23 protein-coding genes are annotated in these 19,555 nt (G+C 66.5%); 13 read left to right on the top strand and 10 right to left on the bottom strand.

All coding sequences use genetic code 11. The annotated features are described in order from the left end of the window. The first annotated feature begins 14 nt into the window (after window positions 1-14). Window positions 15-1,169, top strand: coding sequence for a DUF373 family protein (locus tag EYW42_RS01710; RefSeq protein WP_135533524.1), 1,155 nt, complete (start codon window positions 15-17; stop codon window positions 1,167-1,169). 31 nt (window positions 1,170-1,200) lie between these two features. Continuing rightward, on the top strand, window positions 1,201-1,929 hold the full coding sequence (locus tag EYW42_RS01705) for a diphthine--ammonia ligase (RefSeq protein WP_135533523.1): 729 nt from the start codon (window positions 1,201-1,203) through the stop codon (window positions 1,927-1,929). A 2-nt stretch (window positions 1,930-1,931) separates the two neighbouring features. On the opposite strand, the gene EYW42_RS01700 is transcribed toward EYW42_RS01705, so the two are convergent. Further along, on the bottom strand, window positions 1,932-2,900 hold the full coding sequence (locus EYW42_RS01700) for a sugar phosphate nucleotidyltransferase (protein WP_135533522.1): 969 nt from the start codon (window positions 2,898-2,900) through the stop codon (window positions 1,932-1,934). A gap of 129 nt (window positions 2,901-3,029) precedes the next feature. Here EYW42_RS01700 and EYW42_RS19640 point away from each other — a divergent pair, with 129 nt between their 5' ends. Together EYW42_RS19640 and EYW42_RS01695 are read left to right on the top strand one after the other, a co-directional pair. Further along, entirely contained in the window at window positions 3,030-3,206 is a 177-nt protein-coding gene (locus tag EYW42_RS19640) for a hypothetical protein (RefSeq protein WP_168192929.1), read from the top strand. Window positions 3,207-3,357: 151 nt separating this feature from the next. Continuing rightward, window positions 3,358-3,648 carry a transcriptional regulator gene (locus EYW42_RS01695; protein WP_135533521.1) on the top strand — a complete coding sequence of 97 codons (291 nt, stop codon included), beginning with the start codon at window positions 3,358-3,360 and terminating at the stop codon, window positions 3,646-3,648. A gap of 107 nt (window positions 3,649-3,755) precedes the next feature. Here the strand turns inward: EYW42_RS01695 and EYW42_RS01690 are convergent, their stop codons facing one another. From EYW42_RS01690 to EYW42_RS01665, 6 genes are all read right to left on the bottom strand, one after another. Beyond that, entirely contained in the window at window positions 3,756-4,190 is a 435-nt protein-coding gene (locus EYW42_RS01690; protein ID WP_135533520.1) for a Rieske (2Fe-2S) protein, read from the bottom strand. A gap of 52 nt (window positions 4,191-4,242) precedes the next feature. Beyond that, window positions 4,243-5,100: an aminotransferase class IV gene (locus EYW42_RS01685; protein WP_135533519.1), complete on the bottom strand. Its 858-nt coding sequence runs from the start codon at window positions 5,098-5,100 to the stop codon at window positions 4,243-4,245. Then, entirely contained in the window at window positions 5,085-5,765 is a 681-nt protein-coding gene (locus EYW42_RS01680; RefSeq protein ID WP_135533518.1) for an anthranilate synthase component II, read from the bottom strand. Before EYW42_RS01680 ends, EYW42_RS01685 begins: the two co-directional genes overlap by 16 nt. Further along, window positions 5,762-7,345 (bottom strand): aminodeoxychorismate synthase, component I, encoded by a 1,584-nt coding sequence (pabB, locus tag EYW42_RS01675; protein ID WP_135533517.1) that lies wholly within the window; start codon window positions 7,343-7,345, stop codon window positions 5,762-5,764. Before pabB ends, EYW42_RS01680 begins: the two co-directional genes overlap by 4 nt. A 39-nt stretch (window positions 7,346-7,384) precedes the next feature. After that, window positions 7,385-7,969: a DUF4332 domain-containing protein gene (locus tag EYW42_RS01670; RefSeq protein WP_135533516.1), complete on the bottom strand. Its 585-nt coding sequence runs from the start codon at window positions 7,967-7,969 to the stop codon at window positions 7,385-7,387. A gap of 179 nt (window positions 7,970-8,148) precedes the next feature. Continuing rightward, on the bottom strand, window positions 8,149-8,949 hold the full coding sequence (locus tag EYW42_RS01665; RefSeq protein WP_135533515.1) for a shikimate dehydrogenase: 801 nt from the start codon (window positions 8,947-8,949) through the stop codon (window positions 8,149-8,151). Window positions 8,950-9,035: 86 nt separating this feature from the next. On the opposite strand from EYW42_RS01665, the gene EYW42_RS01660 reads away from it, so the two are divergent. From EYW42_RS01660 to EYW42_RS01640, 5 genes are all read left to right on the top strand, one after another. Beyond that, window positions 9,036-10,340, top strand: a complete 1,305-nt coding sequence (locus EYW42_RS01660) for a sodium:calcium antiporter (RefSeq protein ID WP_135533514.1) — start codon at window positions 9,036-9,038, stop codon at window positions 10,338-10,340. Between the two features lie 74 nt (window positions 10,341-10,414). Beyond that, a complete protein-coding gene (locus tag EYW42_RS01655) occupies window positions 10,415-11,740 on the top strand; it encodes a D-aminoacyl-tRNA deacylase (RefSeq protein ID WP_135533513.1) in 1,326 nt (441 codons plus the stop codon). 80 nt (window positions 11,741-11,820) lie between these two features. Next, the gene (gene ftsZ, locus EYW42_RS01650) at window positions 11,821-12,954 is read left to right on the top strand and encodes a cell division protein FtsZ (RefSeq protein ID WP_135533512.1); all 1,134 of its coding nucleotides are present in this window, start codon (window positions 11,821-11,823) and stop codon (window positions 12,952-12,954) included. Window positions 12,955-13,023: 69 nt separating this feature from the next. Further along, on the top strand, window positions 13,024-13,194 hold the full coding sequence (locus EYW42_RS01645) for a protein translocase SEC61 complex subunit gamma (protein WP_135533511.1): 171 nt from the start codon (window positions 13,024-13,026) through the stop codon (window positions 13,192-13,194). Window positions 13,195-13,196: 2 nt separating this feature from the next. Then, on the top strand, window positions 13,197-13,634 hold the full coding sequence (locus EYW42_RS01640) for a transcription elongation factor Spt5 (protein ID WP_135533510.1): 438 nt from the start codon (window positions 13,197-13,199) through the stop codon (window positions 13,632-13,634). 144 nt (window positions 13,635-13,778) lie between these two features. Here EYW42_RS01640 and EYW42_RS01635 read toward each other — a convergent pair whose 3' ends face one another. Then, window positions 13,779-14,069 (bottom strand): DUF7565 family protein, encoded by a 291-nt coding sequence (locus EYW42_RS01635; protein ID WP_135533509.1) that lies wholly within the window; start codon window positions 14,067-14,069, stop codon window positions 13,779-13,781. Window positions 14,070-14,162: 93 nt separating this feature from the next. On the opposite strand from EYW42_RS01635, the gene EYW42_RS01630 reads away from it, so the two are divergent. Together EYW42_RS01630 and EYW42_RS01625 are read left to right on the top strand one after the other, a co-directional pair. Continuing rightward, window positions 14,163-14,939 (top strand): PHP-associated domain-containing protein, encoded by a 777-nt coding sequence (locus EYW42_RS01630; RefSeq protein ID WP_375137118.1) that lies wholly within the window; start codon window positions 14,163-14,165, stop codon window positions 14,937-14,939. Window positions 14,940-15,002: 63 nt separating this feature from the next. After that, a complete protein-coding gene (locus tag EYW42_RS01625) occupies window positions 15,003-15,611 on the top strand; it encodes a J domain-containing protein (RefSeq protein WP_202613782.1) in 609 nt (202 codons plus the stop codon). Here the strand turns inward: EYW42_RS01625 and EYW42_RS01620 are convergent, their stop codons facing one another. Next, entirely contained in the window at window positions 15,612-16,394 is a 783-nt protein-coding gene (locus tag EYW42_RS01620) for a DUF7839 domain-containing protein (protein WP_135533508.1), read from the bottom strand. It lies immediately after the preceding gene. A gap of 131 nt (window positions 16,395-16,525) precedes the next feature. On the opposite strand from EYW42_RS01620, the gene artA reads away from it, so the two are divergent. Continuing rightward, on the top strand, window positions 16,526-17,506 hold the full coding sequence (gene artA / locus EYW42_RS01615) for an archaeosortase A (protein ID WP_135533507.1): 981 nt from the start codon (window positions 16,526-16,528) through the stop codon (window positions 17,504-17,506). After that, on the top strand, window positions 17,503-18,189 hold the full coding sequence (locus EYW42_RS01610) for a metallophosphoesterase (protein ID WP_135533506.1): 687 nt from the start codon (window positions 17,503-17,505) through the stop codon (window positions 18,187-18,189). The genes artA and EYW42_RS01610 overlap by 4 nt, the downstream gene beginning before the upstream one ends. On the opposite strand, the gene EYW42_RS01605 is transcribed toward EYW42_RS01610, so the two are convergent. Beyond that, on the bottom strand, window positions 18,172-19,455 hold the full coding sequence (locus tag EYW42_RS01605) for an NAD(P)/FAD-dependent oxidoreductase (RefSeq protein WP_135533505.1): 1,284 nt from the start codon (window positions 19,453-19,455) through the stop codon (window positions 18,172-18,174). The genes EYW42_RS01610 and EYW42_RS01605 overlap by 18 nt on opposite strands. Window positions 19,456-19,555: the final 100 nt, after the last annotated feature.

The following is a 19,555-nucleotide window of genomic DNA, read 5'->3' as shown; positions in this document are numbered from 1 at the left end:
TGGTCGGATACACCGTGACCACGCTCGTGGTGTGTGTCGACCGTACGGACGACATCGTCCGGAAGACGGGCCTGTCGACGCCCGTCTCCGGGTGGGAGGCGGTTCATTCGCTCGTCACCGACGTCGGTCTCGCTGACCCGGAAGATTCCAGCGTCAACTGTCTACTCGAATCGCTTCGCGTCGCCCGCGACCTCCGGGACGACGACGACGAGTCGGTCGTCGCCGTCGTCTCCGGCGGGAGTGACAACGTCGTCGGTGCGGACCGGTCGGTCGCGAGCCAACTCGACGAGTTGGTGGCGGAATACGACCCGGATTCGGCCGTCGTGGTCATCGACAGCGCCGAGGACGAGCGACTGGTTCCTATCGTCGAAAGCCGCCTCCGTGTGGACTCCGTCGACCGCGTCGTCGTCCGACAGGCCCGCGACATCGAGTCGACGTACTACCTGCTCAAGCAGTTTCTCGCCGACGAAGAACTGCGTCAGACCGTCCTCGTCCCGATCGGACTCGCCCTTCTGGTGGCTCCGATACTGTCGATGCTCGCGGGGCCGGCGATCGCCGTTTCTGCTATCACCGCCGTTATCGGCGTGTTTCTGCTGTACAAGGGCCTCGGTGTCGACGAGTACCTCACCGACCTCGCCGTCCGAGTTCAGGAGTCGCTTTACTCCGGGCGAGTCTCTATCGTCACGTACGTCGTCGCCGCGGGCCTCTCGCTGGTCGGCGTGTTCGTCGGCGCGCTCGGCGTGTCGAATCTCGCTATGGAGGGTGGCGTTCTCATCCCGGCGATGCAGTTCGCTCACGACAGCGTTCCGTGGCTGGCGATGGCCGCTCTCGCCGCAAGCACAGGCCGTCTGCTGGACGTCGCCATCCAGAAAGACAGCGTTCGGAGCTCCTACCTGAACATCCCGTTCGGCGTCGTCGCGGTCGGCCTCGTCGTCCGCGGGTTCTCTGCGTACTTCCTCGAACGCGCCGACATCCTCGACCCGTTTCAGGTCCCGGCGCTCCAGCTAGGCGTCGTCTCCGTCTCGTCGTTTTCCCTCTCGGCGGGCGAACATCTCGCGGTGTTCGTCGTCGTCGGCGTGCTCGTCAGTCTGGTCGGCGTCCGGGTCGCCTCGTATCTCGGCGGCACCAGCATCGACGAGGACGAGTTCTCGCGTAGCGACAGTTCGTAGCTGGTTTACCCGCCCCGCCGGTAGGTCGACTATGAGCGACGAGAACGCGGGCGCATGGATCAGCCTCTTCTCCGGCGGCAAGGACTCCTCGTGGGCGCTGTATCAGGCGTTGGAACGGGGCTACCCCGTCGACCGCCTCGTCACGGTCCACCCCGACGACGATTCGTACATGTATCACGTGCCGGCGACGGACCTCGCGACGCTCGCGGCGGAGAGCGTCGGTATCCCGCTGGTCGACGTCCGTCCGGACGACCTCGGTGCGGCGACCGCGGACGACTCCGGGCCGCAGGGCGACGCCGAACTCGAACCGCTGGAGGCGGCGCTCGTCGAACTGGACGAGGAGCTAGACGGCGGTATCGCAGGCGTCACCGCGGGTGCCGTCGAGAGTGAGTACCAGACCAGCCGGATCGAGGCGATGTGCGACCGCCTCGACGTCGACCTGTTCGCCCCCCTCTGGCAGCGCGACCCCGAGACGCTCGCCGAGGAGATGTTAGACGCGGGGTTCGAGATCACGGTCGTTCAGGTCGCGGCGTACGGCCTCGACGAGTCGTGGCTCGGCCGGACGCTCGACCGCGAGGCGCTCGATGACCTCCGGGACCTCAACGAGGAGTACGGGGTCCACGTCCTCGGCGAGGGCGGCGAGTTCGAGACGCTGGTGACCGACGGCCCCCACATGGACCGGCCTATCGAACTGGAGTACGAGCGCGAGTGGGACGGGTCGCGAGGCACGCTGAAGATATCCGACGCGCGGTTAGGGTGAGATCAATCCCCGTTCCGGATCTCGGTGTGCGCGCCGATGAGCGCGCCGGCCAGGTCGAGGTTGTGGAGGTCGGTTTCGCGGTCGATGATCGAATCCCGAATGTCCGCGCCGTGTAGCGACGCGTCCGGGAAGATGATCGAGGAGTCGACGTTCGAGTCGACGAGTTCCGCGCCGCTCATGACGTGGACGTTCTCGCCGACCGACGTGTTTTCGATGGTCGCGTCCTCGGCGATACGGTTGTCGCCGTTCAGGTGCCACGCCACCGCGTCGAGGTAGCTCTCCGGCGTGCCGATGTCGAACCACGCGTCGTCGAACGTGTAGGCGTACACCGGTTGGCGGTGCTGGAGCCACTGGACGAACCAGCCAGGTTCGTCCGGATTGTTGTCGTTGGCGAGATACTCGTCCAGTGCGTCGAGCGTGTCGGCGGTGAACGCGTAACAGGCGATAGAGACGAGCGTGCTGTTGGGGTCGTCGGGTTTCTCCTGAAAGTCGACGATCTGATCGCCTTCGAGGTCGACTAGTCCGTACGACTTCGCGAGTTCTTTCGACCCCACATCGTAGGCGGCGAGCGTCGGTTCACCCTTCCGCGCGAAGAAATCGATGAAGTCCGAGATATCGAAACTGATCAGGTTATCGCCGGCGATGACGAGCAGGTCGTCGTCGACGCCCTCACGGTCGACTAGCTGTGCGAGCGCGCCGACGACGCCGAACTTCTCGTCTTCCTCCGCGGTGTCTTCGATGGAGAGTACGGGTTTGTCGAACTCGCTCTCCGCGAGGTGGCGTTGAAAGTCCTCGGCGAAGCGTTCGTTCGTACTGACGTAGACGTCCTCGATACGGTCGTCGTCCTCTAACTCCTCGAAGATCTGGTCGATGACCGTCGAGTCGCCGATCGGCAGAAACATTTTCGGCCGATTCTTCGTGATCGGCCAGAGGCGAGTGGCATATCCCCCGGCAAGTACGACAGCATCCATACCTTGACCGTCAACGGCGCGTGGTAAGTCCTTTATCCTTCGTTATATACTGCGGTTCCAACAACCGGCGGCCGTGCCGCCGATAGCACCACCTTCTATTACCCTCGGACCCGTTGCGGGAATCGATAAATGAAATCGGAAGACGAGATCCGGGCGCGGATCGAGGCGCTGGAGGATAAGTACGACGCGAACGACCCGCCGACCACGCCCGTCGAGGACGAGATGGAAGTCGAACTCCTCCGCGCTATCGCGGAACTGGAGTGGGCGCTCGACGAACGCGACGAGCCGCCGTATTTCACGCGGTAGCCCACGACGTTTTTTCGACTCGGGTTCGTTCGCTACTCTCTCGAACCACTCGGCCAAAAAAGCTCCTTCGTCGCCTCGCATGCATCGCGCCGCGCTCTCGGCCTCGCCTCTCCGGGTCACTGTTTTATCCCCGGCGGTCCGAGTCAGCGATATGCGCGAGGCAGATGCTACGACGCGCGAGCGGATGGCCGACCGATTGCGCGACGAGACCCTGTCGCTCTCCGCGCTCGCGACGGAGTTCGACACTACCGCCGATGTCGCCCTGAACCACGTCCAACACGTCGCGCGCTCGCTCGACGGAACGGACGAACAACTGCTCGCCGCGCCGCCGGAGTGTCGGGACTGCGGCTTCACCGACTTCGACGACGTGGCTAACCGCCCGTCGCGCTGTCCCGAATGTAAGAGCGAGGCCGTAGAGGAGCCGTCGTTCAAGGTCGAGTGAGCCGGAACCGTCCGGACCGTTTCAACTGTAACTGAGGCCGGTACGCCCCTTCCTCAGCGAGCGTCGAAGACGCAAGCAGGGAGGATACACCGCCTGCACGTCTTGTTTCAGTTCCCGGAGAAGTCGATCCGAGCGCCCGACGAGAGGTCAACGTCGTCTGACGGCCCGAGCGAGTCGAACTCGAAGCGGTCGTCGGTGAGGTAGACGCCGCCATCGACGACGGTCACGTCGACCGAATCCAGCGTCGCGCCCTGGCAGGGGCCGTGCGTACACTCGCCGTCGGACGCGCGGAAGGTCGCGCCGTGTTTCTCGCAGAGTATCTCGCCGTCCCGCATCGTCGCGCCCGACCCCTTGTCGAGGCGGATGTCGGTCCAGTGCTGGCAGTAGTTCCGCCAGGCCGCGACTGCGTCCTCGTCGGCGCTCTCGCGGCCGAGTCGCGTCAGTACGACCTCCGACTCGTCGAACCCTTCCCGGACGGTACAGAGGAGCGTTCCGTCGCCGGGCACGTCGTCTACGGCGGCGATCCGGTCGTCGTCGTTCATGTGTTCCAGTGAGCGGCCGCACCGTTTGAATCGTCCGAAACGGGATGCGTCGCTAGTAATGGCGGCGCTCGACGAGTTTGTCGAACAGCGTCGAGAGCAGTCGCGTGACGGGGCCGCCGCCGACCTCGATGCCGTCGACGGTGGCGACGGGTCGGACCTCCCACGTCGTGTTGGTGAGAAACGCCTCCTCGGCACTGCGGACGTCCTCCGGACTGTACCGACCCGTCTGGAGGGGAACGTCGGTCGCGTCCTCGACGAGGTCCGCGACGACCGCCCGAGTGACTCCGGGCAGGAGCGGCAGGTCCTCGCTCGGCGTGTGCAATCCCTCGCCGTCGACGAAGAAGAGGTTGCTCGTCGCTCCCTCCGCGACGTTGCCGTCGACGTCGCGCAGGAGCGCCTCGTCGGCTTCGACGAGTTCCTGCCGGGCGAGTATCCCGTTCAGGTAGTTGTGCGTCTTCGCGTCGGCGGGCATCGCAGACTCGGGCGGTTTCCGGGTCTTAACAGTCTGAACGTCGGCCGGGGCGTCCCACACTGCCGGCCCCTCGGTGCCGCCGCGCGGGAGTTCCTTTGTGATGATCACCACCGTCGGGTCCACGTCATCGCTCGGTGTCAGTTTCCCCGGTTGGACGCCGCGCGTGACGGAGAGGCGGACGTACGCGTCGGTCAGCCCGTTCGCGTCGAGCACCTCCTGCACGCGGACGCGGAGGTCGCCGTCCGAGAGGCCGTGGTCGATACCGAGCGTCTCGCAGGTCCGTTCCAGCCGGTCGACGTGGGCCCGCCACTCGAACACGTCGCCGCCGTAGGCCCGCAGCGTCTCGAACGCGGCGTCGCCGTACTGGAACCCGCGGTCGCGGACGCTCACCGTCGCTTCCCCTGCCGGAACGAGGTCGCCGTTCACGTGGTACTGCATACGAAGTTCCGTATCAACTGTTTGCCGACGCCGAGCGACCGCGCGGTCGCGCCGCCGTCGACGGGGTGGTTCTCGCTCGTTGCGGCGCTGTCGCCGGCCGATGCCGTCCGCCCGGCAGTACCGGTGAGGATGCTCTCGGGGTGGAACTGTACGCCGACCTGCGGTTTCGACTCGTGGCGGACGCCCATCAACACGCCTCGGTCGTCGTCGGTACGCGCCGTCTCGACGAGCGGGTCCGGCAGGTCGCCGCGCTCGACGGCGAGCGAGTGATACCGCCCGACATCGAAGGGGTCTGACAGCCCCTCGAAGATACCGTCGCCGTCGTGAGTGACCCGCGACGGTTTCCCGTGGACGACCTCCGGGGCGTGGCGGACCGGCGCGCCGTGGGCCGCACAGAGCGCCTGGTGGCCCAGGCAGACGCCGAGTGCCGGGTAGTCCGTCTCGGCGAAGAGCGGCAGTGAAACGCCCGCTTCCGCCGGCGTGCCCGGCCCGGGCGAAACCACGACGCCGTCGGGGTCCAGTTCGCGGATCCCGTCGATATCTATCTCGTCGTTTCGCCGGACGACCACGCCGTCACCGTCGCCGCCGCGGTCTCTCACCGCTTCGCCGACGAACTGCACGAGATTGTAGGCGAAGGAGTCGTAGTTATCGACGACGAGGATCACGACTCATCGCCCTCCGTCTCGACGCCGCGTCGCTCGTCCGCGGGACCGTCCGCCGACTCGACACTCAGTTCCGCGCGCTCGCCGAGCGCCTCGTCGACTGCGGTGACCAGCGCGCGGGCCTTGTCCAGCGTCTCGTCGTATTCGCTGTGGGGGTCGGAGTCGTGGACGACGCCCGCGCCGACGCGGAGGTGATACTCGTCGCCGCGGCGAACCAGCGTCCGGATAACGATGTTGAGCGTCGCGCGCCCGTCGAATCCGAAGATACCGATACTTCCGGTGTACGGGCCGCGTCGGGTCGTCTCAACCTCGTCGATGATCTCCATCGTCCGGGGTTTCGGCGCGCCGGTGATAGTCCCGCCGGGGAACGTCGCGGCGATAGCGTCTGCGAGCGTCGCGCCGTCGCGCAGCCGGCCCGTGACGAGCGAGACCAGATGCATCACCTCCGAGTACCGGTCGACGCGGCGGTACTCCTCGACCTCGACGGAGCCGTACTCGCTCACTTTGCCGAGGTCGTTCCGTTCGAGGTCGACGAGCATCGCGTGCTCCGCGCGTTCTTTCTCGTCCGACAGCAGGTCGACCGCCAGCCGTTCGTCCGCCTCCGCAGTCTCGCCGCGGGGCCGCGTCCCCGCGATCGGTTCCGTTCGGATCTCGTCGCCGTTTCGCTCCAGCAGGAGTTCCGGGCTGGCGCTGATGAGGTCGGCACTCGGGAACTCCAGCAGGGCCGAGTACGGCGCGGGATTGACCGTCCGGAGCGCGTCGAACGCGGCGACCGGATGCACCGCAGCGGGTGCGGTCAGACGCTGGGAGACGTTCGCCTGGAACGTGTCGCCTTCGCGGACGTACTCCTTGACGGTCCGAACGCGGTCGGCGTACGCCTCGCGGCCGCAGTCGCTCTCGAACGTCGCCAGGTCGGCGGTCACTGACGGTCGGCCGACGGAGGGGTCGCCGTCGCGGACGGCCGTCGCGAGTTCGAGCGCGCGGTCCCGGCCGCGTTCGTACGCCGCGTCCGCGGCCGCATCGCCGACCCGCGGACAGGCGGTCACCCGAAGCGTCACCCGGTCGCCTTGCCGCGGCTCTTCCCACGCCGCGATCCGGTCGTACGCGGAGACCTGCAGGCGCGGAAGACCGCGGTCGTCAGCGGCGAGTCCCGGCAGGTCCTCCAGTTCCCTCGCGATGTCGTAGGAGAGCCATCCCACGACGCCGCAGGGGTACGGAACGTCGCAGTCGCCCCGGACGAGCGTTTCGCCGTCGAGGAGTCCGTCGAGCGCGTCGAGAGACGGCGACGCCGCGGCCGGTCCGTCGTCTCCCGACGCCGCCCGCGGTGGCGCTGGCGCGGTCTCCGCGTCGGGGGAGACGGTCAGGCGCTCTACCGGGTCGACCCCGAAATACCCCCATCCAGACTGCCCGCCGGTGGTCGCGAGATAGGCGTCGCCACCGTCGTCCTGTCGCGCGCGACGGTACGCTGTGAACGGGTCTTCGACGGCGACGCGGACCTCGACGGGAACGCGTGCCCCCGCCGGCGCGTCCGCCGCCGCCCGGCGGAACGCCCCGCGGTCGGTCGCCACGGTGGGGTCGGCCATAGCAGAGAAGAGATCGCCGGTCACGGATCGTCTCGCGGGTTACCGGACCTCGGCTCGCTGGACCCACTCGCTCAGACGCTTCTCGGAGAGATCGGTCTCCTCCGCGAGGGACTCCGCGTCGGCCTCAGCCAGTTGGTCCACGGTGTCGATACCGACGTTGGAGAGCCGTTCGGCGTACGCCGGGCCGATGCCCTTGATCACGTCCGTCGGTTCGCCGTCAGCCGATTCGTCGCCCGTCTCCGTTTCCGTCGCCGCTTCGTCGCCGGATTCGTCGACGGCGTCTTCACCGTCTTCGACGTCCGACTCCGATTCGGTTGTTGGTTCTGACGCCGCTTCGTCCGCTGTCGCGGGCCCGTCATCCGCGTCCTCCTCGGCCTCTTCGATAGCGTCGGTCGGTTCAGTCGCCGGTTCGTCGTCAGTCGGTTCGGTGGGCGTCGCCGGTTCGCTCTCGGCGGACGCGCCGGCGGTTCCGGCCTCGTCGCCGGTCCCTTTCACCGCGTCCTCCGACTCGGTGTCCGGCGTCGCCGGTTCGCGCTCGACGGTCACGCCGATGTCGCGCTCTCGGTCGGCGTCGGACTCCGAATCGTCGAACCCGAGCAACGACTTCAGCTTTTTCAGCACCATTGGCTGACAATAGATTACCGCCCCACTTAAACTCGTCCGCCTCTGGCTGGATAGCGCGGCGACTACTGCTACAGAGTACGGCTACCTGTTCGTACTGAGTATGATCCGCCTATTCGGGCCGGGCGTGGTCGCTCGGCCGAGCGTCGGAGCGTCCATTCGACCGACACGGGTCCTCTCGCTCAGAGTCGGGAGCGCAGCGCCGCGTTCATCGCGTCGACGGGTGCCTCGTGGCCGGTCCATCGCTCGAACGCCGCTGCACCCTGATACAGGAGCATCCACGCACCGTCGACAGTCGCCGCTCCGGCGTCTTCGGCGTCCCGAAGGAGGCGGGTTTCCAGCGGCGAGTACACTGCGTCTAACACGGTTAAGTCGCCGTGAATCGCGCTCGCCGCGACGGGCGAGGCGTCCTCCTCCATCCCCACGCTCGTCGCGTTGACGAGGACGTCCGCGTCCGCGAGCAGGTCCGGGACGGCGTCGAGTTCGTGACCCGACGCGTTCGGCACCGACTCGGCCAGGTCGCGGGCCGACGATGCGGTGCGGTTGGCGATCCGCACCGACGACCCGGCGTCCGAGAGCGCGAACGCGGTGGCGCGCCCCGCGCCGCCGGCACCGACGACGACCGCCGTCGCGCCGTCGAGATCCGAACCGTGTTCGACGAGCGACCGGCGAACGCCCGCGGCGTCCGTGTTGTGTCCGGTCGGACGGTCGCCGGTGAAGTCTATCGTGTTGACCGCACCGATGCGCGTCGCGAGGTCGTCCGCGTCGACGACATCTACGACGTCCTGTTTGAACGGGATGGTGACGTTCAGTCCGGTCACGCCGAGTGCGTCCGCGCCGCGTACCGCGTCGGCGATACCGTCTTTCGCCGGTTCGAACGTAACGTACCGCGCGTCAATATCGAGCGCGTCGTAGGCCGCCTCGTGCATCGGCGGCGAGAGCGAGTGAGAAACGGGGTTTCCGACGAGTCCGAATACGTCCATACGCTCCGGAGTGAGTCTGTGCGCATAACTCATACGTTCTCCGGACAACGCAAGAACTACGGTTCCTCTGCATGACGACCGATCTGATGAACGATCGGTTACGACATCCGCTTGTCGCCGTAGTGGTCACAGTTATCGCGACGCTCCCCTGGGTTTTCGTCTACCTGATGAACAGTACGGAGGCCCTCGGTCACGTACAGACCGTCGCGATAAGCGGTCTCTCCGTTCTCGGCGCGTCGTTCCTCCTCGCGTGGGGAGCAGAGACCGCCGAAAAGGACGTGCCGCGCGCGTTCGCTATCGCCGTCCTCGCGATCCTCGCGGTCGCGCCGGAGTACGCGGTGGACGCGCTCTACGCGTGGAATGCCGGACAGGGGGTGGTGGGTGACGCCGACCTTGCCGTGGCGAACATGACCGGTGCGAACCGGATCCTCATCGGCCTGGGCTGGTCCGGTATCGCGCTGTTTTCCATCTACCGGGCGAAGGCGAGCGGCGACGTCGCCGTCGAGCACAACGACGGCTTTCTCACGGACACCGTCCTCCTCGACCGGAGCATCGCTACGGAGGTCTGTTTCCTCGCATTAGCGACTCTCTGGGCCTTCTTCGTCCCGCTCAACGGCGGGATCGACATCCTCGACATGCTGATACTCGTCGGCCTCTACGTCGCCTACATCGGGATCGTCATCCGCGGCGACCCCGAGGAGGAGGAGGTACACGTCGGCGTCCCGGCGTACCTCCAGAAAACGCCTGCATCGGTCCGGATACCGTCCGTACTCCTCCTCTTCGGCTACTCCGGCTTTCTCATCTTCACCGCCGTCGAACCGTTCGCGCACGGCCTCGAAGATATCGGCGTACAGTACGGCATTCCCGAGTTCTTCATGATCCAGTGGATCGCGCCGCTTGCGAGCGAGAGCCCGGAACTCATCGTCACCGCGTATCTGGTGAACAAGGCGCGGACCACCGCGGCGTTCAACGCGCTCATCTCGTCGAAACTCAACCAGTGGACGCTGCTCATCGGGACGCTCGGCATCGTATTCAGCATCTCGCAGGGCGCGTACGGCGTGCTGGAGTTCAACTCGACGCAGGCCGCTGAGATATGGATCACCGCGGCTCAGAGCTTCTTCGCCCTCGCCGTGCTGATCAACTTCCGCATCTCGATGCGCGAGGCGGTCACCCTCTTGGTCCTGTTCGTCTCGCAGGTCGGCATCGAGTATCTGCATATCCGGGGGACCATAGAGTTCATCAGCACCTACGACCTGCTCATCGTCTACACCGTCATCTACATGCTCATCGGCGGCGCGATGTTCGTCACCAGAATGGACGACGTTCGGACGGTCGGCAGACTGGCCCGGGCGAACGCCCTGAACGAGCAACCAGTCGCCGAGTCTGACTGACCGTACTATCAGCTAAAACGCACGTACAGACCGTTTCGACACGCTTTTTCCCCGGGCACGGAATACCTCCGGCAGTGATAGCGATCGTCGTTAGCCGCGCCGATGAAGCCTCCGAACACATCGGCGAACGCCTGCTGGAACTAGGTGAGTGGAAACGCCGCGTCGACGATAGCCGCCCGGACGCGGACGGCGGCGGCGCGTGCTACCGGACCGACGGGTTCGAACTCCGGACGTTCGACGACCTCCACCTGAACGTCGAGGACGCCGCGGCGGCGTTCGACGACCCCGACGTACTCGTGTTCGCCTCCCGGCACTCAGGCGAGACCGGACCGCTCTTGACGGCACATTTCACCGGTAACTTCGGGCCGGCGGAGTTCGGCGGCGAGGCCGGTGCGCTCGCGGAAGCGTGTCCGAACGCCCACGCCCGGTGCGTCGAGTCGTTCGCCGAACACGCGCCCGAGGGGTACGGCGTCGGGATCGAGTGTACGCACCACGGCCCGAGTCGCGTCGGCGTCCCCTCGATGTTCGTCGAACTCGGCAGCGACGAGGCCGAGTGGCGCGACCCTGCGGGTGCCCGCGCCGTCGCTCGGGCCATCCTCGACCTGCGCGGGACGACCCCGCACCGCGACCGAACAGTCGTCGGGTTCGGCGGCGGTCATTACGCCCCGCGGTTCACCCGGATCGTCCGCGAGACGGACTGGGCGGTCGGTCACATCGCCGCGGACTGGTGCGTAGACGCGATGGGATCACCGGAAGCCAACCGCGACGTGGTTCGGCGGACGTTCGAACGGAGCGGCACAGAGTACGCGGTGGTCGACGGCGACTACCCGGAACTGGAGCGGACTATCGAGGATCTGGGCTACCGCGTCGTCAGCGAAACCTGGGTGCGAGAGGTCGACGACCGACCGCTCCCGCTCGTCGAACGGGTCGAGTCGGCCCTCGACAGCATCGACGATGGACTACGGTTCGGCGACCGCGACGAACCGGCCCCGGGCGAGTTCGATGTCGTCTCGCTCCCCGATGAACTGCTCGCCGAGGCTCAGGCGATAGACCCCGACGCCACGCGCGCGGCCGTCGCGTCCGCTACGGTTGCGTTTGAGACGGTCGAGAACGGCACCAGGGCCCAGGGGCGCGCGGCCGTCCCTACCGGGACAGACACCGCTGATCTCGCGGACGCGCTGACGGCGATACTGTCCGAAAAGTACGACCAAGTCGCCCGAAACGGAGACGCTCTCGTAGCCACTGAGACGGTGTTCGACCCGGAACTTGCCGCGAAACTGGGCGTCCCCGAAGGGCCGGCGTTCGGTGCCCTGGCGGACGGCGAGTCCGTCACAGTCGACGGCGAACCGATCCCCCCCGAGGTCGTTCACACCGAACGGACGCACCGATTCGATCTTTAACCGAACCCTAACTTGTCAGACGCCTGTCCGACCCGCGGGGGGAAAGGTAATTAACCTGCATCAAATAGTGGGTCCCAAGAATGGACTCGATCGTAGACGAAGCAATCGACGAAGCCGAAGAAGACGGGGCCGGCCCACAGGAGGACCCGGGGGCTCGCAACGTGAACCCGTCGGGGAAGATGACCGACGACGAGCTAGAAGACGTTCTCCAGGAACTCCAGACGAACATCACCGTCGTCGGCTGCGGCGGTGCGGGCGGCAACACCGTCGACCGGATGGCCGAGGAAGGCATTCACGGCGCGAAACTCGTCGCCGCGAACACGGACGTTCAGCATCTCGTCGGCATCGAGGCGGACACGAAGATCCTGATGGGCGAACAGAAGACCGAGGGGCGCGGTGCCGGGTCGCTCCCGCAGGTCGGCGAGGAAGCCGCGATCGAATCGCAAGAGGAGATCATCGACTCCATCGACGGGTCCGACATGGTGTTCGTCACCGCCGGTCTCGGCGGCGGAACTGGAACCGGTAGCGCTCCCGTCGTGGCGAAGGCGGCCCGCGAGTCCGGCGCGCTGACTATCTCCATCGTGACGACGCCGTTTACCGCCGAAGGCGAGGTGCGCCGTACCAACGCCGAGGCGGGCCTCGAACGCCTTCGCGACGTGAGCGACACGGTCATCGTCGTGCCGAACGACCGACTGCTCGACTCCGTCGGCAAACTCCCCGTTCGGCAGGCGTTCAAAGTGGCCGACGAAGTGCTGATGCGCTCGGTGAAAGGGATCACCGAACTCATTACCAAGCCCGGGCTGGTCAACCTGGACTTCGCGGACGTCCGCACCGTGATGGAACGCGGCGGCGTCGCGATGATCGGCTTAGGCGAATCCGACTCCGATGCGAAAGCGCAGGACTCCGTCAAGACCGCGTTGCGGTCGCCGCTGCTCGACGTCGACATCTCCGGCGCGAACTCGGCGCTGGTCAACGTCACCGGCGGACAGGACATGTCCATCGAGGAGGCGGAAGGCGTCGTCGAGGAGATATACGACCGTATCGACCCCGACGCTCGCATCATCTGGGGCACCTCCATCGACGAGACGCTGGAAGGCTCCATGCGGACCATGATCGTCGTCACCGGCGTCGAATCGCCCCAGATCTACGGCCGTAACGAGGCGGCCCAAGAAGAGGCCGCACAGCAGGCCGAAGATATCGACTACGTGGAATAACGTGACGATCACGGATCCGCTCCGCCCCGTAGCAATAGATAGAAAAAGGCGCGTCCGTAAGCTCTCTCCATGAAAGTACCATACGACATCACATCGTACGTGCGGGTGCTCAAGCTGGCGAGTACCCCCTCTTGGGACGAGTTCTCCCAGATCGCAAAGATCGCCGGTGCCGGCATCCTGCTCGTCGGCCTGCTCGGCTTCGTCATCTTCCTGCTGATGACGTTCGTCCAGGGGGTCTGACCATGCCGGTCTACGCCGTCAAGACCACCGCGAGCCAGGAACGAACCGTCGCGGACATGATCATGAACCGCGAGGAAAACGACATCCACGCGGCACTCGCGCCCGACTCGCTTACGAGTTACGTGATGGTCGAGGCGGAGGACGACGCCATCATCTCCCGCGTTCTGGAAGAGATCCCTCACGCGCGAAGCATGGTCCCCGGCGAGAGCGACATCTCCGAGGTGGAGCATTTCCTCTCGCCCAAACCGGACGTGGAGGGGATCGCCGAAGGCGACATCGTCGAACTCATCGCCGGACCGTTCAAAGGCGAGAAGGCGCAGGTCCAGCGGATCGACGAGGGGAAAGACCAGGTCACCGTCGAGTTGTACGAGGCGACCGTCCCGATTCCGGTCACCGTCCGCGGCGACCAGATCCGCGTACTGGACTCCGAGGAACGCTAACGTGCTCCGCTGATCCCTGATTCGCTCCGCTCGTCAGTGCTCAGAAAGCGGTAGTCGACAGAACGCGGTCCCGGTTCGGTTTTCAGTGAGCGAGCGTTTTCTACAGTCCGTTCGAGTAGACAAACAGCCGGTATAGCCGTCACCCTACTCCTCGTTCAACTGGTCGACGACGCGCTGTAAGTCGGCCTCGTGTTCGATGGCTTCTTTCACCTGTTCGCGCTGGCGCACTTCTTCGGAGTCGGCACCGTAGGCGCGGACGTACTCGGCGCGGGTGTGTTCCTCGAAAGCGTGGCGAATAGCGAGATAGCCGTCGGGGACGACGACGCCGCAGACCTTACACTCGCGGCGCTCGTGTTCGTTCGTCTGGTGGACAATCGCGCTCTCGGCGTCGTCGAACACGTCTCCGCATCCGTCGATACCACATTCCCAGACCATTGCCCGAACGTCGGGTCCCTGCCGTAAAGGCTTTTCCGACTGACGAGGCGTCGAACCAGAACCCATAATGTGACCCCCCTAAAAGAGGTGTGCGTGACAGCGAGCGACGAGTGGCTGGTCGATATGCACGTGAAAGTGCTCGACGACGAGGTAGTTCGGCGCGCGAAAGCGAGCGGGTTAGACGCCTTGGTGTACGCGCCGCACTTCACGCGCCTCCCCGAAATCGAGGCGACGGCGTCGGCGTACTCCGACGACGAACTGCGCGTCTTCCCCGCACGCGAGGTGTTTACTGGCACGTGGCGGAACCGACAGCACGTCCTCGCACTGGGGCTCTCCGACCCAGTTCCGGATTTCATCACGCTCGACGGGGCGATGACCGAGTTCGAGCGCCAGGACGCGACGGTGCTCGTCCCGCATCCAGAGTTTCTGAACGTCAGCCTCGACGAAGCGGCGATCCAGCGCTACCGGGAAGAGATCGCCGCCATCGAGACGTACAACCCGAAGGTGACGGACCGGAGTAACCGCCGAAGTCGGACCATCGCCGCGCGGCAGGACCTGCCGCCGTTCGGGTCGTCGTACGCTCACCTACCGGGAACCGTCGGAGCGGCCTGGACGGCGTTCGACGGCGAGGCTCTCGGCGACGAGGTGACGGAGTCGTCGCTGACAGCGGCGCTCGAAGCGGGCGATGTCAGCCGAACCGGACACCGAAACGGACTGTCGCACTACGGCCGACGCCTCGCCGAGCGGGCCCACCTGGGCTGGGAGAACACCTGGGCGAAGGTCGACCGACTGTTCCTCTCCGGCACCGAACCGACGCATCCCGACCACATCGCGTACGACGGGGCGTTCGACGACGTGGCGGTGTACTGACCGCCGCCGGCACTGTCGACCCCGAACAGTAGATTCTTTGACGACCGCGCCGTACGGAGATGCGTGCCGATCGACTGGCTCTGGTCGGTTCCCCGGTGGTTGCTGGTCGGCCTCGCGCTCGGCGCGGCGTTCAGTGTGGTCGTCGCCGGCGTGTTCGTCGCCGGGCGGCGACTGTTCCCCGAGTCGACGACAGGACCGACGGGACCGACGGACGGGTTCACCGGAGAGAGCAAGCGCCGGGCGGAGATACGCGACTACCTCCGCGAGATCGGCGAACCCTACGCGGAGGACCACGCCGTGCGGGGACAGCGTGTTGCCTTCTATCTCCCCCACCGCGACGTCGCGGTCACGTTCGACGCCCACGCGTACTTCAGGATCGACACCACGGACACCGACGCCGTCCTGATCGAACACGAACTGCCCGGTGCCCATCTCGGCGGTCGTCTCCCGTTCGACACGCCGGAGCGAGAGCGAGAACCGGACATCGCGGACGGGATCAGTGCCGCGTTCGAAGCGCTGGGGCTCCCTCCCGGTGCGAGTGCCGACGAGGTGAAGGCGGCCTACCGGGAGCAGGTCAAAGAGACGCACCCCGACCACGGCGGCGACGAGAAATCGTTCCGGCGGGTCAGAGAGGCGTACGCGAGAGCCAGAGAGCACTCGAAACGGACCTGATCACGTCGCGTCCGACACTTCGTACGCGACGTCGGCGTCTCGGAGGGCGTCGGTCACGCGCCCGACGTTGTCGGCGGTCGCCACGACGACCGCGTCCAGACCGCGACTCGCGGCGTCCGCCGCGACCTCGCCGGCCGCGAACGTGGTGTCCGGGCTGACATCCGCACGCCGGAGCGCGGCGACCGCTTCCACGCCGGCGGCGGCGACCGTGTCCGCGGCCGCACAGCCCTCGACAAGCGCCGTCCCGTCGACCGCGCGACTCCCGCCCGACCGAACCGGCGGCACCTGCAGGACGGTGACGGTACCGGGGTCGAGGTCGATTATCCCTTCGAACCCGGTGACGCCGACGTCCTCGTCTTCCGCGGCGCTCGTCGTCGCGATACCCGTCGCTGGACCCTCTCCGCCGGGCGTCGCGTGAAAGAGGCCGTCGCGCATCGAGAGCGTGACCGTCTCGCCTTCATCGATGTCCGCGGTAGCGATAGCGGCGTCTTCCTGTACGCTTCCGAGAATGTCCTCGGTGACGTGTTCGGCGAATCGCTGGACGTCCGTCGCCGCCTGCAGTAGCCAGTCCACGCCTTCTTTTGTCACGCGGTAGCGCGACCGGCCCTCCTTCTCGACCAGCGAGTCGTCGACGAGTTCGCGGATGTACTCGCTGACTGCCTGGCTGGTGACGCCGACCGACTCGGCGATCTCGCCCTGGCTTACGGCGGGTTGCCGGTCCGCGATCTCGACGAGGATACGAAACCGCGTCGCGGCCCGCTTGTTCTCTAGGACGTCGGCCATGTCCCCACAGTCGTCGCCCCCGGATAAAAACCCTGACGACCGACACGCCCGACATCGCCGGATCGGACCGGGGTGGGACGCGGTTGTGCGTCCGCGACGGGATGCCGTCAACATTTTATTTCGACGTTCCTATGGATACAGACGTGATCGCCCTCTCTATTCCCGGCGTATTTGCCCCCCTCGCGTCGGTCTCCGACGCGTTAGCCTGGACAGTGGTGGCCGCCTTCGTCGTCGCGTCTGCGCTCACTTGGGCTGGCCGCCGGACTGCGGCCCGCTATCTCGCGAGCGCCACGTGGGTGCTGTTCGGCGTCTTCTGGCTGTCGGTGTTCCCGACGTTCTGGTTCGAGATGAAAAGCGCCATCGAGGGGTCGCTCTCCCTCGTCGCCGTCCCGGCCTGCGTGTACACAGGGTATCTGCTGTACGACGGCCGCGAATCGCTCCTGACGCTGTCGCACGCGGTCGGCGTGATGGGTCTCGTCTACCTGCCCGCCGAAACGGTTCCGCTGTTCCGGCGGTTCCTCGTCGAGACGGTCGCGGCCCAGACGTACGCCGTCATCACGGCGCTTGGCTACTCGCCGGAGTTCATCCCCGTGGACAAGGACGTCGCCGTCCAGGGGTATCTGAGCATGTTCGTCTTCGAGGACGCGACGGGCCACACGTACACGACCCACATCGTCACCGCCTGTACGGGCATCGGGAGCATGTCTATCTTCGGCGGCCTCATCGCCGCGGTTCGAGCGCCGCTCCGCCGGAAGGCGAAGGCGCTCGGCATCGCGGTGGCGATAATCTGGGTGCTGAACATCGCCCGCAACGTGTTCATCGCCGTCGCCTTCGGCCGGCAGTGGTTCCAGCAGGAGATATTCATCACTATCGCGACTGAGTACGCGGGCTATCAGGACCCGAAACTGGCCTCGTACTTCATCGCCGACCGCGTCGTTAGCCAGAGCCTCTCGGTCGTCGCGCTCGTCGCTATCACCTGGTTGGTCGTCCGCGAACTGCCGGAACTGTTAGACGTTATCGAGGAGGCGCTGTTCGTGGTGACCGGGACGGAGTACGACCTCGCCGACGCCCTGGGTCAGCCAGTCCGCGCGGACGGCGGCCCGGACGAATGAAGTTCCGGGACCGGGCGTGTTACTTCCCGGGGGCTGACGCTCTCGTTCTCTCCGACGTTCACGTCGGCAAGGCCGCCGCCTCTAACGTCGAGTTCCCGCTGGGCGAGCGGTCGGACCTCGCGGCCCGTGTCGACGCCTTGCTCGACGAGTTCGCCCCCGGCGAGGTGGTGATCGCCGGCGACCTGCTCCAGGCGTTCGACCGCGTTCCACACGGGGTGACCGAAACCGTCGACCGAGTCCGTGCGACGGTTCGAGACCGGGGGGCTGACCTCGTCGTCACGCCCGGCAATCACGACAGGCAGATAGACGCGGTGTACGACGGACCCGCGCCCGACGAGTACCGCCTCGCGGACGGCGAGACGGTCGTCTGTCACGGCCACGAGGAACCGTCCGCGGACGCACGGCGGTACGTCGTCGGTCACGACCATCCGGCGGTCGAGATAGAGGGCAAGAAACGCTACTGCTATCTCGTCGGCGAGCGCCTCTACCGCGACGCCGACGTCGTGATGCTCCCGGCGTTTACACGTCTCGCGGCGGGCGTGACGATCAACGGGATGCGGACGCGGGATTTCGCGTCGCCGCTCGTAACTGACGCCGACGCCGTCCGACCGGTGGTCCGGGACCCGGACGCGGGGGAGACGCTGGAGTTCCCTCCGCTCGGCCAGTTACGGCCGCACCTGTAGGTCGTCTATCGCCGCTTCCGCCGCGCGACGGCCGCTCTCCATCGCCGCGTTGATCGACGACCACCCGGTGTAGTCTCCGGCCAGGTAAACCGGGCCCTCGGGCGTCCGGACGCCGGGGAGCGACTCGCGGAACCCCGGCGGCTGGCGGAACTGGGCGAACGGGACCCGCTCCGTCCGCACTAGCTCCAGGTCGGCGAAGCTGTGTTCGGGGTACCACGACGCCAGCGCCTCGTGAGTCAGGTCCGCGAGTTCGCCGTCGGTCTCGGTTCGCTCGCCGAGGAAGGTGACCGAAAGCAGCGTCGTATCGTCCGGCGAGTACTCGGGCGCGACGGCCGAGAGGTCGACGACGTGGTTCGGGTCCTCGCCGGCGGCGTTGAGGATCAGGCGCTTCCCGGCGTCGATCCGCTTCGCGGCGGGATAGGCGTAGTACTGAGTAACGCAGCCGCGGGCGTCGGTCGGAACGGACTCGATGCCGGTCAGATCGCGGGCCGACTTGGGGTCGGTCGCCACGACGACGGCGTCGGCATCGACCGATTCCCCGTCGAGCGCCGCCGTCACGCCGTCGCCGGTCCGGTCGACAGACTCGACCTCGGAGTCGGTCTCGACCGTCGCGCCGGCCGCCTCAGCCCGGTCAGCGAGTTGGCGGGGGATCGCTCCCATCCCGGTAGCGGGGACGGCTATCGCCCCGTTCGAGAGCGCTCGAAAGGTGTACTCGAAGACGCGTTTCGAGGTCGAGAGCGAGCGGTCAAGCGTGATCCCGCCGTAGAACGGCGCGGCGAAGTGCTCGACGAACCCCTCGGAGAAGCCGTATTCGCGTAGGTACCGGCCGATAGACGCGTCGGAGCCCGAGAATATCTCCTCGCGGGACCTCTTCGCCAGTTCGCGGCGGAGTTTCAGCGTCAGGAGCTTATCGCGGACGGTCACTTCGCGGTTGAACAGGGACTCCGTCAGCGCGCCGAGGTCGCGCAGCGGGTCCGAGAGAATAGAGCGTTCGCCGGGCCGGGCGATGCACGCGCCCGGTGTGAACCGGCGGAGGTCGAGCGTGCCGAAATCCAGTTCGCGCCGTGCGGCGGGGTAGGACGTAAACAGCACCTGAAACCCGCGGTCGAAGACGAACCCGCCCTCCCGATGGGTCCGGACCCGACCGCCGACGGTCCCTTCGCGCTCGTACAGTGTAACGTCGACCCCGGCCTCGGCGAGATGGCGCGAGGCGACCAACCCTGCGAGGCCGCCGCCGGCCACGACGACAGTCGCGTCTTCGGTCATGCCAGAGACGTAGGGCGGCCGCTACAAAACGGCTGTGAGACGTTCGTCCGTTCGGACTACGGGACGGATGCGCTGACAAACGAAGCGATGTCGCGGAGCA

The organism is Halostella pelagica (assembly GCF_004762015.1).
Taxonomy (GTDB): domain Archaea; phylum Halobacteriota; class Halobacteria; order Halobacteriales; family Natronoarchaeaceae; genus Halostella; species Halostella pelagica.
The sequence above is the reverse complement of the archived record's forward strand: the minus strand, read 5'-3'. Positions and strand labels throughout refer to the sequence as shown.